The sequence below is a fragment of the Catellatospora aurea genome (genome assembly GCF_042663325.1).
Classification (GTDB): domain Bacteria; phylum Actinomycetota; class Actinomycetes; order Mycobacteriales; family Micromonosporaceae; genus Catellatospora; species Catellatospora aurea.
The window spans coordinates 1-17,746 of sequence record NZ_JBHTAC010000015.1; the positions used below are offsets into that span (position 1 = coordinate 1).

A 17,746-nucleotide genomic window follows, 5' to 3' on the forward strand; every position below is an offset into this window, starting at 1 on the left:
CCCGGACGAGGCCGTCCCGTGAGGTGATCCCGAGTTTCGCGTAGGCGCGGGACAGGTGGTTCTCCACCGTCCGCACCGACAGGACCAGCCGTACGGCGATCTCGGTGTTGCTCGCTCCGGCCGCCGCGAGTTCGGCGACCAGGCGTTCGCGGGAGGTCAGCGGGTCGGCGGGCATTGGTGACCCGGCCAGCAGGGGAGTGGCCGGGTCGCCCACCTCGTGCGCGAGTTCGTCGGCCCGTCGTCGGGCGGCGGCTGCGGCCCGGCTCGGGGCGCACCGTGCGGCTGCGGCTGCGGCCTCGGCCGCGTACAGGGGTGAGCCGACGGCCTCGAAGGCTGCCGAGGCCTCCAGCAGGGTCTCGGGGCAGGCGCGCTCCAGGCCGGTGGCCAGGGTCAGGCGGGCCGCGCCGACCGCGGAGCCGGCGGTGAGCGCGGCCAGCCGGGCGCGTACCCCGCTGGCGTCGTGCATGCGCAGGCGTTCGTGCAGGATCCAGGACTCGGCCGCCACCGCCCGTTCCTGCGCGGCTCTGGCCTGGCCCTGCCGTAGCAGGTCGCGGGCCGTGGCGTGCCGGCCCTCGCCGTATGCGGCCCAGGCCAGGGCGATCGGGACGGTGTGGCGCAGGAAGCCCAGTCCCGCCTCCGGCGAGCGCAGGTACGTCACCCACGACGGGTCCGGGGGCAGGCCGCGCGAGCTGTAGGACACGGTCAGCACGCTCAGGCAGACCCGGGTGCAGTCGGTCATCCCGGCGGCCTCAGCGGTCACGAGGCTGCGCCGCGCCCAGAACGCCGCGTCGTCCAGGCGCCCCGCCTGCATAAGGGCTGCGCCGACGCACAGCGCGGCCCAGGCGCGTTCGAAGACGACGCCGTCGGCCAGCGCGCTGTCGTAGGCGCGCTCGGCGGTGCGGGCGGCGTCGTCGAGGCGGCCGTGCTCGCGCAGGGCGTGGCTTGCGTACACGAGCAGCTTGTCGCGGGTCCCGGCGACCGCTTCCGGCCCGGCGGCCGTGACCTGGTCGAGCAGTTCCTCGACGGCGGCGACCGCCTCGCCGGTCCGTCCGATGTGGGCCAGGGCGTTGCTGCGGCTGGTCGCCAGCATGGTCCGGACCGGCAGCGGCAGCCCGGTGCCGTCCCCGATGCCGGAGGTGAGCGCCAGCGCCTCGTCCGGGAGTCCGGCGTAGGCCAGCGCGTCGGCCTCGGCGACCGCGAACAGGACGCCGACCGGCGCCCCGGCGGGATACCGGGCGGACTGCCGGCGCAGCACATCTCGGGCGGCGGGCAGGTCGTAGCGGCCCCAGAGGACCACCTTGTGCAGGGTCACCGCGAGCAGGGCGGCGTCCCTGCCGGGCGGGGTGCGGTCCAGCGCGTGGCGCAGGACGGTCACGGCCTCGTCGGTGCGCCCGGTCTCCCAGAGGGTGACCGCGAGGACGAGAGCGGCGCCGGCGGCGACCTCCGGGTGAGCGGTCCAGGCCTCGGCGACCCGGTCCAGGCTTGCCCGGGCCAGCCGGACGGCGACGTCGGTCGCACCGCCCGCGGCCGCGACCCGGGCCGCGGCCAGCAGCCGTCCCGGCTCGACGACCTCCCCGGCGTCCAGGCTCAGCACGGTGCACCGCACGTGGTCGTGCGGCGCGAGCGCCCTGGCGACCGTGAGGTGCTCGCGAAGCACCGACCGCCGCCGGGCGGGCGACAGCCCGTCCCACAGCACCTCGGCGAACAACGGGTGGACGAACCGTACGGTCTCGGCCGCCCAGGCAGCGATCCCGTGTGTGACCAGGTGCTCCGTTCCGGCGAGGTGCCCGGCCTGCTCGACCTCGCCGTCGTTCGCCCGGCCGGTGGCGGCGAGGAAGTGCGCGGCGGCCACGGCGTCGTCGGGCAGGCCCCGCAGGCGCGTCGGCAGGAGGCTGCGCAGCCCGGTCGGGATCGGCAGCGGCCGGACAGCGTGCCAGCCGACGGTCGAGCGGTGCAGCGCGCCGCTGTGGCGTGCGCTGTCGAGCAGTTGGGTGACGAAAAGCGCGTTCCCTCCGGTACGGCGCCACACGTCGTCGACCACACCGGCGTCCACGGGCCCGTCGAGCAGTGTGTGGACCAGCTCCTCGGTCGACGTCCGGTCGAAGGGCGCGACAGCCACCATGACGGTGCCCGACGACGCCGCGAGCTCGGCCACGACGGGCGGCACCCGGCCGTCCGCGGTCCGTACGGTGCCGACCAGCGTGCGTCCGGCGTCCCGGGCGACCCGCACCGCGACCGCCAGCGAGACCTCGTCGCACCCGTGCAGGTCGTCGACCGCGAGCACCGCCCCGGCCGGGACCGCCCGCAGCACCTGGGCGACCATCTCCGCGAGCGACGTCGCAGCCGGGTCGACCAGGTGCGCCAGCGCCGCCAGCGGCACGTGCGACAGCCCCCGCGTGCCCCAGGCCCGAACCGAGGGGAGCGCGGCGCACACGGCGTCGAGCAGCCGCGTCTTGCCCACCCCCGCCTCACCACTGACCAGCACCACGTCCGTACGCGAATCACGCACCGCGGACAGGACTTCACCGAACTCCTGCGCCCGGCCGACCATCGTCATGCCGAGATCGTCCAGTACGCCGGGTGAGCCCAGCGTGATCTCATGTGGACCGTGGCCGACCGCGGACAATATGGCGGCCCGAGCGGTGGGCGTGAGCGCGGGCGGGCTAGCGTGGCGGGCATGCCGGCCCGTCATTCGCACTGCTCCTACTGCGGGAGCGCCTTCGCCGCCGACCTGGCCTGGCCACGCCGGTGTGCCGCCTGCGAGCAGGTCAGTTATGTGAACCCGGTGCCGGTCGCGGTCGCCGTGCTGCCGGTCGGCGACGGCCTGCTCGGCGTGCGGCGTCTCATCCCGCCGGGCGTGGGCCAGGTGGCGTTGCCGGGCGGATTCATCGATCTGGGTGAGTCGTGGCAGGCGGCGGTGGTCCGCGAGCTGTGGGAGGAGACGGGCATCCGGGCCGACGCGGCCGAGCTGAGCCTGTACGACACGCTCAGCGCCCCGGACGGCACCCTGCTCGTGTTCGGGCTGCTGCCGCACCGCGCCGTCGCCGACCTGCCCGCACCGGTCGCGAATGCCGAATCGGCAGGCTGGGAACTGGTCACGGCGACCACTTCGCTCGCGTTCAGCCTGCACACCGCCGTCGCGGCCCGCTATTTCGCCGGTTGAGCCGACAGACCGAAGACCGGCACTTTTGTCGATCTATATAAAAGTTCGAACATTTGCAGTAGAAGATATGGACACGGTGAGTGAAAGCTCGTAACGTGTGCGACACCCAGCCGAGTCTGTCCTGATCAAGGTCGAGTTCGGTCCGGCGCGTCCCATCGCCCCGGTGGCCGTCGGCGCGGCCGCGGCGGCGCCTCGATCATGATGAATCGGAGGCCGTCATGGCAGGCCAATCGCGGCGTGCCGTCGTGTCCGGCGCGGCCGCCGTCGGTGCGGCGGCGCTGCTCGGCGGATGCACCGGCGGGCAGGCCCCGCCGGCGTCGCAGATCCTGGCCGGCGACGCCGCCCACCCGAACGCCGCCCCCGGCAGGCGTGTCGTGATCGGCTTCTCCGCGCCGGCCGCCGATCACGGCTGGTTGGCCGCGATCACCAACAATGCCAGGCGGCAGGCTCGGACGTTCCCGGACGTGGAGTTCAAGATGGTCGCGGCGGGCGCGAACGCCGCCGCCCAGCGCGCGGCGCTGTCCACGCTGATCGCCGAACGGCCGGACGTGATCGTCGTGCTGCCGTACGACGGTAAGGAACTCGCCGGGTTCGGCGTCGAGGCGATGCGCGCCGGCGTGCCGGTGGTCAACCTCGACCGGGCTTTCCCGAACCCCGCGGCGTTCCGGCTGCAGATCAAGGGCGACAACTACGGCATGGGAGTGGCCGCCGCCCGCTACATCATCGCGCGGCTGGCGACCCGGAAGGTGGACCGGCCGGTCATCGGCGAGATCGCCGGGCTGGACTTCCTCGAACTGACCCAGGAGCGGTCCCGCGGGTTCAGGGACACGCTGGCCGCGGCGGGCCTGTCGGTCGCGAACCGGCGCGCGGCCGGGTTCACGGCGGACACCGGCCAGCGCGAGGCCGCGCACCTGCTGCAGGCCCTGCCGCACCTGCACGCCGTGTGGAACCACGACGACGATCAGGGCGTCGGTGTGCTGGCCGCCGTCGAGGCCGCCAAACGCGGCGAGTTCTTCATGGTGGGCGGCGCCGGATCGCGGCAGGCGATGCAGACGATCAAGGCCGGTGGCACGGTGCTGGAGGCCACGGTCACCTACAGCCCGTCCATGGCGTCGTCGGCGATCCTGCTGGCCAGGCTGATCGCTCAGCAGCGGGGCCTGGCCGACCTGGCCGAGTTCGAAGTGCCCAAGGAGATCGTGCTGGCATCGGAGACGATCACCAGGGATAACGCCGACGCGTATCTCCACTTCGGATTCTGATCGGCCGGCCGCACGACGACCGGCCGCCCCGGCCGGAATGCACGGCACAGCAAGACGCCCGCGGATCCGCCGCGTGGTGAACCGGCGTGAATCGGCGCACGCCCTGTCGGTATTCGTACTGCGGGAAGAGAGCACCGATCCATGTATTGCCCTGCCATCACGGCCGGCCGTGTCCTGGGAGCCGGTCGTGACCGTCGTTGACCGGCCCGCCGTCCGGCTCTGGACCAAGCCGCCGCCCCTGCCGCCCCGTCCGCCCCGGCGCAGCCTCCTGCACCGGGAGAGCGTCGCGGGTTACCTGCTGCTCACCCCGTGGCTGACAGGGCTCGCCGCGATCACCGTCGCGCCGGTCCTCTACTCGCTCGCCCTGAGCTTCACCGACTACAACGTCATCACCGGCGAACTCACCTGGATCGGCCTGGCCAACTACGAGCGGATGTTCACCGCCGATCCCCGGTACTGGCGCTCAGTGCAGGTCACGGTCATGTTCGTCGCCGTGTCCGTGCCCCTGAAACTGTTCATCGCCATGGCGGTCGCGGCGCTGCTCAACGGCCGCCGCCGCGGCGCGGGCACGCTGCGGGCGCTGGTCTACCTGCCGTCCCTGCTGGGCGTCAGCGTCGCGCTGGCCATCACCTGGCGCACCATGTTCGACACGGGCGGCGCGGTCAACCAGGTCCTGGGCGTGTTCGGCGTGCCGGACCGGTCCTGGGCCACCGAGCCGGACACGGCCCTGTTCACGCTGATCCTGCTCGCCGCCTGGCAGTTCGGCGGCCCGATGGTGATCTACCTGGCCGCCATGCGGCAGATCCCCGCCGACTACGCCGAGTCGGCGCGCATCGACGGGGCGAGCCGGTGGCGCATCCTGCGCAGCGTCACCCTGCCCACGCTGTCCCCGGTCATCCTGCTCACCGTGGTCATGGAGACGATCGCGGCGTTCCAGGGCTTCACGGCCGCGTTCGTGTTCGGCGACGGCGGCGGCGGGCCCGAGGACGCGACCCTGACGTACACGCTGTACCTGTACCTGCGCGGCTTCGCCGGGCTGGAGATGGGCTACGCCTCGGCGATGGCCTGGGCGTTCCTGGTCGCGGTGGGGGCGCTGACCGCGCTCATCTTCTGGACCAGCCGCTGGTGGGTCCACTACCCGGGAGGCCGGCCGTGAGCATCTCCGCCGTCACGCCAGGCCCCGGCCGGCTCGCCCGCACCGCGGCCACCGCCGCCACGGTCGCCGTGGTGCTGGTGCTGGTCTACCCGCTGCTGTGGATCCTGGCCTCGTCGCTGCGCGCCGCAGGCGAGACGGCGACCGGGCTGAGCCTGTGGCCGCAGGAGTTCACCTGGTCGAACTACACCGACGGCTGGTCCGGGAGCAACGGGGTCGGCTTCGGCACGTTCTTCGTCAACAGCACCGTCGTCGCCGCCGGGGCGGTGGTCGGCAACGTCGTCACCTGCCTGCTGGCCGCGTTCGCCTTCGCCAGGCTGCGGTTCCCGCTGCGCCGGTTCTGGTACGCCGTCGTCATCGGCACGCTGCTGCTGCCCCAGCACGTGCTCATGGTCCCGCAGTACATGCTGTTCCGGGAACTCGGCTGGCTGAACACCCCGCTGCCGCTGATCGTGCCGAAGCTGCTCGCCACCGACTCGTTCTTCATCTTCCTGATCGTGCAGTTCCTGCGGTCGCTGCCGGAGAACTACGACGAGTACGCGCGCACCGACGGCGCGAGCCCGTTGCAGCTGTTCCGGCACGTGATCCTGCCGCTGAGCCGCCCGGCGATCACCGCCACGGCGATCCTGTCGTTCATCTGGACCTGGAACGACTTCTTCCCCCAGCTGGTCTACCTGCCGCTGGTGGAGGACTCCACGGCGCCGTCCGGGCTGCACCAGTACGCGATCGCCAGCGGGCTCAGCTCCCCGGGGCCGATGTTCGCGATGTGCGTGCTGTCCCTGCTGCCGGTGTTGCTGTTCTTCCTCGCCTTCCAACGACTGTTGACGACGTCCTCGGCGACCTCCGGCCGGATGGCGGCTCAACTGCCGCGCCCCCGCGGTCGCCGGTAGCGGTCCGTCCGGCGGCGGGCGCTCGCGCAGGATCGGCCGGGTTCCGTGCGATACCGGAACCCGGCCGGCGCGTCAGGTCACCCGGCGTGGAACGGGTGGACCGTGCCGGACGTGCGGGCCTGCTCGGCCGCCCAGACCACGCGGTGGCTGGCCAGGCTCGCGGCCGCGTCGGAGTGCAGCGCCGACGCGTCGCCGCTGGCCACGGCCTTCAGGAAGGCGTCCATGATGCCCTCGTCGCCACCGCCGTGCCCGTCACCGGCACTCGCGCCGTCGAGCGTGCCGGTGTCGATGGTGTGCTGCTCGCCGGTGCGGAAGTCGGTGACGTGCAGCAGGCGGCCGTCGCCGTCGACGTAGCCGTGGGTGCCGAACAGGCGGGTGCGGCGGTGCTCCATCGGGGTGAACGCCGTCATGGTGAACGTGCAGGTCGCCCCGTCGGGGAACTCCATCGCGACGACCTGGTGGTCGACGACGTTGTTGTCGCTGCCGTAGACGCAGCGCCCGTACGGGCCGGTGCGCAGCGCGGCGTCGATACCGGCCTCGGTGTGGTCGGTGGTGACCGCCGACAGCGGCCAGAACTCCCGCGCCGGGTCGCCCAGGCAGGACCGGTAGAGCCGGGGCGCGGAGTACGGGCAGGTCCGTTCGAGGGGGCAGTCCAGGCAGTTGTCAGCCGCTTCGGCCGGGCGCTGCTCGGGCCGGAAGTGGGCGAGCCCGCCGAACGAACTGACCCGGCCCGGTGCCGCCCCGATCAGGTAAAGCAGCCAGTCGATGTCGTGGCAGGACTTGGTGAGCAGCAGCGGCGCGGAGGTCTCGGAGTTGTTCCAGTGCCCGCGTACGAACGAGTGCGCGAAGTGCCACCACCCGATCGGCTCCAGGTGCTGCACGTTGACCAGCTTGCCGATCGCCCCGCTGTCGAGCAGCCCCTTCAGCGCCCGGGTGTACGGCGTGTAGCGCAGCACGTGGCAGACCGCCAGCATGACCCCGGCCTGCTCGACGGCGGCGGCGATGCGCAGCGCGTCGGGCTCCGTGGTGGCCATCGGTTTTTCCAGGAGTATGTGATATCCCAGCGCGGCGAAGGCCACGGCCGCGTCGGCGTGCATGCGGTCCTGGGTGGCGATCACCGCTGCGTCGCCGAGCGGCCCGGCCGCGGCGAGCTCGGCCCAGTCGGTGAAGACCTGGTCGGCGGGCACCCCGAACTCGGCGGCGAAGGCCGCGCGGCGGGCGGGGTCGGGTTCGGCGACGGCCACCACCCGGGCCGCCCCCGTGGCGGCCGCGCGGCGGGCGTATCCGATGCCGCGCAGTCCGGCACCTGCCACGACCAGCCGCACCCCGTCTACAGTCATCTCAGCCATCCCGTGGAGGAGTTACTTTTGAAGGTCTCCATAATTAGTAACATGGCAACGCGGTGCGCAAAAGGGGGCCGGTGGTGACCGAACAGCTCGCAGGTGGGGATCTGTCCCGGTTGCGGCAGCTCAACGCCCTTGCGGTGGTGCACGTGCTGCGCGGCCGGCCGGCGCTGACGCTGACCGAGCTGTCACGCGACACCGGCCTGTCCCGGCCCTCGACCGAGGACGTGGTGCTGCAGCTGCAGAGCCAGGGCTGGCTGGAGGAGGTGCAGCCCGCGCCGGGGGTGATGGGCCGCCCGGCCCGCCGCTACCGGTTCCGCGCCGACGCCGGCCGGGTGCTCGGCGTGGACATCGGCGGGCACACCATCCGGGTGCTGGCCGCAGACCTGGACGGCGAGGTCGGGCACACGGTGCGGGTGCCCGTGGCGATCACCGCGGGCCGGGCCGAACGCCTGCGGGCGGTCGACGCGGCCATCGCGCTGTGCCTGTCCGAAGCCGGGTTGACCGGCGCGGACATCTGGGCGACCACGGTCGGCACCAGCGGCCTGGTCGACGCCGCGGGCCGGGTCGTGCTGTCGGTGGCGTTCCCGGAGTGGACCGGGGTGCAGCTGGCCCAGCACGTGGGGCGGCTGGTCGCCGGCACGGTGTTGGTGGAGAACGACAGCCGGCTGGCCGCGCTGGCCGAGACCTGGCGCGGGGTCGCCCGGTACGCCCAGCACGTGGTCTACCTGCTGGCAGGCCTGCGTACGGGCACCGGCCTGATCATCGACGGCAAGCTGCACCGGGGCTTCGCCCAGGCGGCCGGCGAGATCGGGGCGCTGCCCGAGCTGGGCTGGATCCGGGCGCAGGAGCACCTGCGCTCGTGGACCGGCGCGCCCGCCGGCACCGACCCCGACGACCTGGCCGGGTACGTGTTCGCCAGCGCCCGCGAGGGCGACCGCAAGGCGGTGGCCGTGGTCCGCCGATACGCCAAGGAGCTGGCGCTGGGCGCGTCGGCGCTGGTCCTGGCGCTGGACCCGCAGCTCGTGGTGCTCGGCGGCGGGTTCTCCCGCTCGGCCGACGTGCTGCTGGAACCGCTGCGCCGGGAGATCGAGAAGCGCTGCGTACGCATCCCGGAGATCGTCACCTCGACGCTCGGCGACGAGTCGGTGGCGCTCGGCGCAGTGAAACTCTCGCTGGAACATCTGCAGGAGCACCTGTTCGACGTGCGCACCGGAGTGGCCGCACCCGTGCGACCAGGGCGTTGACGTGTCGGCACGGCCGAGCTCGGGGTCGGGTCTTGACAAACTTATTCAGGACTCCATTAATACTGGGCTAGCACATGTGACCCGGTGAATCCCCGATGACGTCCTTGCGAGAAGGGTTCCTCAGATGTGGAAAGCAGTGCGGGTCGGCGCGGCCGCGGTTCTGGCCGCCGCCCTCGCCGTGACCGCCGCGGGTTGTGGCAGCGACGAACCCGCTGCCGGTGACGAGACGGTCACCCTGTCCTACGCGGTGTGGGACAAGAACCAGGTCCCGGTGATGGAGGAGCTCGCCGCCGCCTTCACCAAGGACCACCCGAACATCACCATCAACGTCCAGCTCACCCCGTGGGCCGACTACTGGACGAAGCTGCGGGCCGCTGTCACCGGCGGAGCCGCCCCGGACGTCTTCTGGATGAACGGACCCAACATCCAGCTGTACGCCGACAACGGCGTGATCATGCCGCTGGCCGACAAGGTCGCCGAGGCCAAGCTCGACCTGGGCGTCTACCCGAAGGCCCTGGTCGACCTCTACACCTTCGAGGGCAAGGTCTACGGCCTGCCGAAGGACTTCGACACCGTCGGCGTCTGGTACAACAAGGAACTCTTCGACGCCGCCGGGGTGAAGTACCCGGCCGACGGCTGGACCTGGGCCGACTTCAAGGCCGCCGCGGCCAAGCTGACCGACCCGGCCAAGGGCGTGTACGCCGTCGGCGCCAACCTCGCCGGCCAGGAGTACTACTACAACACCATCTACCAGGCCGGCGGCAACGTCATCTCCGCCGACGGCAAGAAGTCCGGCTTCGACGACCCGGCCACCATCGAGGGCCTGCGCTTCTGGACCGACCTGATCAAGAACAAGCAGTCGCCGGACCTCAAGACGATGACCGACACCGCCCCGCTCCAGCTGTTCGAGTCGGGCAAGCTCGCCATGTACTGGGGCGGCTCCTGGAACGTCGCCGAGTTCGGCAAGAACGAGTACACCAAGACCCGCGTCGACGCGGCCCCGCTGCCGACCGGCGTCAAGCAGGCCACCATCATCCACGGCCTGGCCAACGTGGTGTCGGCGAAGACCAAGGCCCCGGCGCAGGCGTGGGAGTTCGTGAAGTTCCTCGGCTCCAAGCCGGCCGCCGAGATCCTCGGCAAGAAGGGCCCGATCCCGGCGCACACCGGCACCCAGGACGCCTGGCTGGCCGCCAACTCGCAGTTCAAGGGCAAGGTCTTCCTCGACGCGGTCGCCTACGCGGTGCCCTACCCGGTGTCGCGCAACACCGCCGCCTGGAACGACGAGGAGTTCAAGCAGCTCACCAAGGCATACACCGGTGAGGTCGCGGTCGAGGCGGCCGCCAAGGAACTCGCCACGCAGATGAACGCCCTGCTGGCGAAGGAGTAGCACCGCATGACAGTTACCGTGACGGGCACCGCGGACGACGTCCGCACCGCGGTGCCCGCCCCGGTGCCCGCCCGGCGGCGGCGCCGGTGGCGCCACCGGGGAGCCGAAGCCGCCTGGGCCTACCTGCTCATCGCCCCGACCGGGCTGGGCCTGGCCGTGTTCTACCTGTGGCCGGTGGTGCAGACCGGCTACTTCTCCTTCACCGAGTGGGGCCCGTTCGGCGGGCACGAGTGGGTCGGGCTGGACAACTACCGCACCCTGGCCGCCGACGACGAGGTGCTGACCGCGCTGCGCAACACGGTGACGTACACCCTGCTCGGCCTGCTCGGCATCCCGCTGGCGGTCATGTTCGCGGCACTGCTCAACCGGCCGAAGCTGCGCGGGGTGTCGGTGTACCGGGCGCTGTTCTTCCTGCCCGTGGTCACCATGCCGGTGGCCGTGGCGATGGTCTGGCGCTGGCTCTACAACGGCGACTTCGGCCTGATCAACTACCTGCTGTCGCTGGTCGGCGTCGAGGGACCGCACTGGATCGCCGACCCCGCCACCGCGCTGTACGCGATGGTCGCCGTCGGGATCTGGACCAGCCTCGGCTACAACATCGTCATCTTCCTGGCCGGCATGCAGTCGATCCCGCGCGAGTACTACGAGGCCGCCTCGATCGACGGGGCCGGCGCGCTGGCCCAGTTCCGGCGGATCACGCTGCCGCTGCTGTCACCGTCGCTGTTCTTCGTGTCGGTGCTGTCGGTGATCGGCTCCCTGCAACTGTTCGACCTGGTGTACGTGATGGGCGGCAGCGGCCAGGCGGCCCGCGCCAACCCGGCGTTCCCGCGCATCCAGACCGTCGTGCACCTGTTCTACGACAAGGCGTTCTACACCAACGACCGGGGCTACGCCGCCGCGATCGTGATGGCGCTGCTGGTGCTCATCGTGATCCTCACGGCGATCCAGTTCCGGCTGCAGAAACGGTGGGTGCACTATGGCTGATCCGGTACGCCGCGGCGGGCGCGCCGCCACCCACGTCACGCTGCTGATCGGCGCGGCGGTCATGGTCGGCCCGTTCCTGTGGCAGTTCCTGACCTCGCTGAAGACCCTCACCAACGCCACGAAGGTCCCGCCGACCATCGCGCCCGACTGGCGCTGGTCCAACTACGGCGACGTGTTCGGGCTGCTGCCCTTCGGCGACCAGATCCTCAACACCGTGCTGATGACCGCCGCCCGCACCGCCGGGCAGCTGCTGTTCTGCTCCATGGCCGCGTACGCGTTCGCGCGGCTGCGCTTCCCCGGCCGCGGCCTGCTGTTCGGCGTCTTCCTGTCGGTGCTGATGGTGCCGCCGCCGCTGTTCGTCATCCCGCAGTACGAGATCATGGCAGACCTGGGCTGGCTCAACAGCCTCACCGCGCTCATCGTGCCCGGCCTGTTCTCCGCGTTCGGCGTGTTCCTGCTCCGGCAGTTCTTCCTCGGCCTGCCCAAGGAACTCGACGAGGCCGCCCGCCTCGACGGCGCCGGCCCGCTGCGCATCTACTGGTCGGTCATGCTGCCGCTGGCCAGACCCGGCCTGCTCGCGCTCGGCATCCTGACCGTGCTGTGGTCCTGGAACGACCTGTTCTGGCCGCTGATCGTCAACACCGACCCGGAGCAGATGACCCTGTCGGCGGGCCTGGCGTCGCTGCAGGGCCAGTTCCAGACCGACTACCCGGTGCTCATGGCCGGTTCCCTGCTCGCCTCGCTGCCCGTCATCGTGCTGTTCACCGTCATGCAGCGCCACTTCATCCAAGGCATCGCCTTCAGCGGCAACAAGGGCTGACTTAGACCGCAGATCGGAGACACGACCATGCTGCACCGGCATGGCCGCGGACGCCTGCACCTTCGGGCGGCGGCCGTACTCGTCACACTGCTCACCGCCGCGTCCGCCGCGACCCCCGTCCAGGCCGCCGCCCCGCCGGACGGCATCGCCCAGCAGCTCGCGGTGCCCGCCTACTTCTACCCCGGTGGCGACGGAGCCGCCCTCTGGCAGCAGCTGAACACGCCCGGCGTCGGGATCGCGGTCGCGAATCCGTTCTCCGGGCCGGGCAAGACCCGCGACCCCAATTACGCCGCCGCCATCACCGCCGCCAAAGCCGCAGGGGTACGGGTGCTCGGCTACGTCGCCACCGGCTACCTCGGCAGCACCGGCCGTGCGACCAGGCTCAACGAGACCACCCCGGCCGCCTGGGCGGCACAGGTCCAGCAGGACGTGGCCACCTGGTACCGCCTCTACGGCGCGGACGGCCTCGGCGGGATCTTCTTCGACGAGGTGCAGAACGTCTGCGGCCCGCAGGACGCCTACATCGACACGTACCGGATGCTCGACCGGCACACCGAGAAGGCACACCCCGGCGCGTTCACGGTGATCAACCCGGGCATCGACACCGAGCCCTGCTACGCCGACGCCGCCGACGTGATCCTCACCTTCGAGGGCGCCTACGAGACCTACCTCGGCTGGCAGCCGCCGTCCTGGCACCGCGCGCTCGACCCACGCAAGCTGTGGCACCTGGTCCACGCCACCGACACCACCGCCCAGCTCGCGAACGCGGTCGCGTTGAGCAAGGAGCGCAACGCCGGCTACCTGTACGTCACCCCGGACGTGCTGGCCAACCCGTGGGACTCGCTGCCGCCGCAGGACTACTGGACGCAGCAGCTGGCATCCGCGTCGGCGGGCGGAGCTGACACGGCCGCACCCCGCACGGTCGGCGCGCCGTTCCCGGTCCGGACCGGGTCCACCGAAGCCGTCGTCGCATGGCTGCCCGCCACCGACCCGCACGGCCGGGTCACCGGCTACGACGTGCACGTCGACGGGGTGCGGGTGACCGGTTCGACGAGCGCGCTGCCGGTCGCCACCCTGCACGGCCTCGACCCGGGCCGGACCTACCGCGTCGCGGTCACCGCGCACGACGCGGCGGGCAACGTGTCCGCGCCGAGCCGGGCGCTGACCCTGACCACGGGCCGCGCCGACGTTTCCGCTCCTGCCGCGCCCGCCGGGCTGCACGCCGCCGAGACCAAGGTCGCCAGCGTGCGGCTGGGCTGGACCGCGTCGGCGGAGCCGGATCTCGCGGGCTATGACGTCGAGGTCGACGGGCAACCGCTGCTGTCGTTGCCGTCGTGGCTGGTCACGCAGGGGGCGACGGTCACGGTGCCGGTCAGCGGGCTGGAGCCGGGCACGGCGTACACCTTCACGGTCTTCGCTCGTGACAAGAGCGGGAACCGCTCGGCCGCCGCCGGGCCGCTCACCGTGAGCACGACGGCGCCCTCCGGTGACCCGATCACCGAGATGTCCGGGACCATCGGCACCGCCGACGTCACCTACCAGGCGCAGTACCACCTGCCGTTCGACTTCCACCACCTGTTCATCGACGTCGACAACGACGCGTCCACCGGTTTCGCCACTGCCGGGATCGGCGCGGACCTGCTCATCGAGAACGCGTGGTTCTACCGGCACACCGGCACCGGCTGGAGCTGGGCCCCGGTCGACGGGCCGAGCCCGCTGATCTCCAGCGACGACGACCGCTACGTCTGGCGGGTTCCCGCCGACGTGCTGGGCATCCCGGTCGGGCCGCACCGGGTCGTGTTCCACGGCTCCGGCAGCTCGCCGGAGATCTATACCGCAGTGATCACCGTCAGCTGATCCATCTTCCATAAGCGAGGTGCACATGAACGACACGGCTCATCCGCACCGCACCGCACCATCGGCCCGCCGGGTCCGGGCCAGGCTGCTGGCCGGGGCGCTGGCCGCCGCCACCGCGCTGACCGCCGGGATCGTCGCCCTCACGGCGGCCCCGGCGGCCGCGGCCGGCTTCGAGATCGGCCGGACCCCGTTCTACGGCAAGGTCCCCACGCTGAGCGCCAACAGCCGCACCGCGTTCTGGTACGGCGCGCTCGACCAAGCGAAAGTCAACCAGCTCAAGGCGTACGACCTGGTCGTGCTCGAACCGACCCTGCGGGTGCTGAACGTGACCGCAGACCACTTCTACTTCGAGTCGGTCACCTCCGCGCAGGTCCAGGAGATCAAACGGGGCGTCGACGGGGTGCTCGGCAGCGCCGACGACGCGATCGTGCTCGGCTACCTGTCGGTCGGCGAGATGCTGCCGACGATCATCCCCGGGCACAGCGGCCACATGACCGTCCAGAAGGGCATCGACCTGGGCCTGCTCCCGGCGGGCTACAGCGGCCCGTCGGGTCCGCTGCACGGCCCGAACCCGTGGAACTACAGCTCTTCGGGCTCCTACCTCAACGTCGAGGGCGGCGCGGCCCCGGACGGCACCTACGCCGACGGCTACGCGGGCTACGCCGGCACGTCGATCGGCGCGAACTACTCCTCCTGGGGCAATCGCCTGACCTGGCGCAACAACGGCGTCATGCCCTGGTATCTCGACCAGCAGGGCACCTGGGTCAACGACAGCCGCTACCTGTACGGCGGCTACTGGAAGGACGGCGACGGGACCGTGGACGTCAATCCGACCTACGGCGGCGGCTACATCAACGGCGGTGACCCGGCCTGGCAGAAGTTCATCACGTACCAGGTCGACAAGATCGTGCACGACGGCGACTACGACGGGGTCTTCCTGGACACCGTGGACACCCCGGATCCGGTCGGCGGCGCGGGGCCGGGCATCTCGTGGGGGCCGCGCGGCAACTTCGGTTTCACCGCGGGCGGCATGGTCGACCTGGTGGAGAAGATCAAGGCGGTGGACCCGAGCAAGGTCGTCGCGTCGAACCGGGGCTACTGGTACTTCAACCCCGACGAGGGCACCTCGCAGTTCGCCGTCCGCTACCGGCACGCGATCAACATCTTCGTGACCGAGTCCTGGTACTACAACACGTACATCCCCGGCTTCTACGACACCAGCCCGGGGTTCGAGGCCAACTGGAACACGAACACCGCCTCGCCGACGTACCGAAGTCGCGACAACTTCGGCGGGTTCTGGAAGGAGTACGTCAACGCCCAGGCGAACCAGGCCGACGGCTTCAACGTGGCGATCATCGACTTCCGGGTGCCGACCGCGAGCACGCAGAAGTGGATGAACGAGGTCGTCGTCAACTCCGGCTACCTCGGCTACGACGTCTCCGGGGCCAACCACTTCAACTCCGCCGTCTACGACGACGCCAAGAACTGGCTCGACGCGCAGGGGCGGGCCGCGCCCAGCCAGGCCGGGGCGCACCCGACGGACCTGTACGGCGGATTCGTCGCCGACGGGACCGCGGGGGAGTGGTCGGCCGAGACGCCGATCTTCAACGATCCGGCGGGCGCGAACGCCAAGGGCATCACCAAGGTGTACGTGAAGTTCGTCGGCGACCGGTTCTTCATGATGGTCGAGGCCAAGCAGACGATCAGCCTCGCCCAGGAGATGATCTACTTCGACTACGACAAGGACGGGCCGAACGGGTGGCAGCCGTCCTGGCCGACGTCGCCTGACTCGCGGCTCTACCTGGAGAACCTGAACCAGGCATACCTGCTGCCGCACGCCGGGGCAGGCCAGGGCGACGTGTTCAAGTTCAGCAGCCCCAGCGCGCCGACCAACCGCGGCTGGCCCGTCCGGGTCGTGCAGTCGGGCACCCGGGCCGAGTTCGAGTTCGACCGCGACTACGTGTTCCCGGCCTCGATGGCGGGCACCGAGGTGTGGACGTGGCTGCGGGTCGCCAACTTCGGCGGCTCCTCGGTGAAGTTCACTGTGCCGGGCAGCGGCCCTCAGCCGTCGCCCTCTTCGCCGCCACCGTCCTCACCGCCGCCCGCCCAGCCGCCGGTGATCTCCAACGTGCAGTACGCGAACGTGACCAGCACGGGCGCGACGGTCACGTGGACTACTGACGTGGCTTCGTCGTCGGTCGTCGAATACGGCACGTCGACGTCCTACGGCTCCACCGCCACCGGGGCGAGCAACGTGACCAGTCACTCGGTGACGTTGTCGGGGCTGTCCCCGGGCACGGCGTACCAGTTCCGGGTCCGTTCGGTCTCGGCCGGTGGCACGACGAACAGTCCCAACGGCACGTTCACCACCGCCGCGTCCGGTGGCTCGTATCCGGTGATCACCGTCGACGGCTCCGCCGGAGACTGGGGGAGCGTCGCGCCCGCGATGACCGGCAGCACGACCGTGCAGTCGGTGTCGGTGGCCAACAACGCCACGAACCTGTACCTGCTCACCAGGGGGACCGGGCTCAACGTGTTCGGCCAGTTCTTCCTGAACACCGACAACAACACCGGGACCGGGTACAACGCCACCGGCTGGAGCAATCCGTCCGGCGCGGACTACATGCTGGAGAACGGCAACCTGTACCGCCACGCGGGCGGCGGCTGGGCCTGGACGTCGCTGGGCGCGGTCACGTTCGTCCGTAACGACACCGTGGTCGAGGCGGCGATCCCGCTGTCCACCCTGGGTCTGAGCCCGGGAGCTCAGCTGCGGTCGGGCTACCTGAAGAACAACTCCACCACCGACCGGCTTCCGGCGGCGAGCGGCACGTTCCCCGTGGTGACCCTGCTCAACGGGTCCGGCGGCGGCGGTGCGCCCGTGATCTCCAACGTGCAGTACGCGAACGTGACCAGCACGGGTGCGACGGTCACGTGGACGACGGATGTGGCGTCGTCGTCGGTGGTGGAGTACGGGACGTCGACGTCGTACGGCTCGACGGCGACGGGGGCGAGCAACGTGACCAGCCACTCGGTGACGTTGTCGGGGCTGTCGCCGGGCACGGCGTACCAGTTCCGGGTGCGGTCGGTTTCCTCCGGCGGCACGACGAGCAGCCCCAACGGCACGTTCACCACGGCGTCGTCCGGCGGCGGCTACCCGGCGATCACCGTGGACGGGTCGGCGGGGGACTGGGCGAGCGTGACGCCGGTGCTGTCCGGTGGCACGGGTGTGCAGTCGGTGTCGGTGACCAACAACGGCACGACGCTCTTCCTGTGCGTCAAGGGCACCGGTTTGAACGTGCTCGGGCAGTTCTTCCTGAACACCGACAACAACACCGGCACCGGATACAACGCGGCCGGCTGGACCAACCCGTCCGGCGGCGACTACATGCTGGAGAACGCCAACCTGTACGACCACGGCGGCAGCGGCTGGTCCTGGACCCCGCTGGGCGCGATGACGTTCGTCCGCAACGACACCGTCATCGAGGCCGCCGTGCCGCTGGCGAGCGTGGGCCTCGCGCCCGGAGCCCAGTTCCGCCTCGGCTACATCAAGAACAACACCACCGACCGCCTCCCGGCAGCCGGCGGCACCTTCCCCACCGTGACCCTGCTCAACTGACACCGAAGGTTAAGAAGGGCACCTTCC

12 protein-coding genes are annotated in these 17,746 nt (G+C 71.1%); 10 read left to right on the forward strand and 2 right to left on the reverse strand.

What is annotated here, in order from left to right; translation table 11 throughout:
• The coding region (locus ACFQO7_RS16670) for a helix-turn-helix transcriptional regulator (RefSeq protein ID WP_376807172.1) at positions 1-2,557 on the reverse strand (2,557 nt) is incomplete at its 3' end.
• Between the two features lie 120 nt (positions 2,558-2,677).
• On the opposite strand from ACFQO7_RS16670, the gene ACFQO7_RS16675 reads away from it, so the two are divergent.
• The 4 genes from ACFQO7_RS16675 (at position 2,678) to ACFQO7_RS16690 (ending at position 6,465) form a co-directional block, all read left to right on the forward strand.
• Complete coding sequence (locus ACFQO7_RS16675; RefSeq protein ID WP_376807173.1) at positions 2,678-3,163, forward strand: NUDIX domain-containing protein; 486 nt, start codon at positions 2,678-2,680, stop codon at positions 3,161-3,163.
• A 218-nt stretch (positions 3,164-3,381) separates the two neighbouring features.
• Positions 3,382-4,422 carry a substrate-binding domain-containing protein gene (locus ACFQO7_RS16680; protein WP_376807174.1) on the forward strand — a complete coding sequence of 347 codons (1,041 nt, stop codon included), beginning with the start codon at positions 3,382-3,384 and terminating at the stop codon, positions 4,420-4,422.
• 187 nt (positions 4,423-4,609) lie between these two features.
• Entirely contained in the window at positions 4,610-5,578 is a 969-nt protein-coding gene (locus ACFQO7_RS16685; RefSeq protein WP_376807175.1) for a carbohydrate ABC transporter permease, read from the forward strand.
• Positions 5,575-6,465, forward strand: coding sequence for a carbohydrate ABC transporter permease (locus ACFQO7_RS16690; RefSeq protein ID WP_376807176.1), 891 nt, complete (start codon positions 5,575-5,577; stop codon positions 6,463-6,465). The genes ACFQO7_RS16685 and ACFQO7_RS16690 overlap by 4 nt, the downstream gene beginning before the upstream one ends.
• A 77-nt stretch (positions 6,466-6,542) precedes the next feature.
• Here the strand turns inward: ACFQO7_RS16690 and ACFQO7_RS16695 are convergent, their stop codons facing one another.
• Positions 6,543-7,805: a Gfo/Idh/MocA family protein gene (locus tag ACFQO7_RS16695; protein ID WP_376807177.1), complete on the reverse strand. Its 1,263-nt coding sequence runs from the start codon at positions 7,803-7,805 to the stop codon at positions 6,543-6,545.
• A gap of 83 nt (positions 7,806-7,888) precedes the next feature.
• Between ACFQO7_RS16695 and ACFQO7_RS16700 the strand changes: the two genes are divergently transcribed.
• From ACFQO7_RS16700 to ACFQO7_RS16725, 6 genes are all read left to right on the forward strand, one after another.
• Positions 7,889-9,055, forward strand: coding sequence for an ROK family protein (locus ACFQO7_RS16700; protein ID WP_376807178.1), 1,167 nt, complete (start codon positions 7,889-7,891; stop codon positions 9,053-9,055).
• A 124-nt stretch (positions 9,056-9,179) separates the two neighbouring features.
• Positions 9,180-10,442 (forward strand): ABC transporter substrate-binding protein, encoded by a 1,263-nt coding sequence (locus tag ACFQO7_RS16705; protein ID WP_376807179.1) that lies wholly within the window; start codon positions 9,180-9,182, stop codon positions 10,440-10,442.
• A gap of 6 nt (positions 10,443-10,448) precedes the next feature.
• Complete coding sequence (locus ACFQO7_RS16710) at positions 10,449-11,426, forward strand: carbohydrate ABC transporter permease (protein ID WP_376807180.1); 978 nt, start codon at positions 10,449-10,451, stop codon at positions 11,424-11,426.
• Positions 11,419-12,246, forward strand: a complete 828-nt coding sequence (locus ACFQO7_RS16715; RefSeq protein WP_376807181.1) for a carbohydrate ABC transporter permease — start codon at positions 11,419-11,421, stop codon at positions 12,244-12,246. Before ACFQO7_RS16710 ends, ACFQO7_RS16715 begins: the two co-directional genes overlap by 8 nt.
• A 27-nt stretch (positions 12,247-12,273) precedes the next feature.
• Positions 12,274-14,103: a spherulation-specific family 4 protein gene (locus tag ACFQO7_RS16720; RefSeq protein ID WP_376807182.1), complete on the forward strand. Its 1,830-nt coding sequence runs from the start codon at positions 12,274-12,276 to the stop codon at positions 14,101-14,103.
• A 25-nt stretch (positions 14,104-14,128) separates the two neighbouring features.
• On the forward strand, positions 14,129-17,719 hold the full coding sequence (locus ACFQO7_RS16725; RefSeq protein WP_376807183.1) for a fibronectin type III domain-containing protein: 3,591 nt from the start codon (positions 14,129-14,131) through the stop codon (positions 17,717-17,719).
• Positions 17,720-17,746: the final 27 nt, after the last annotated feature.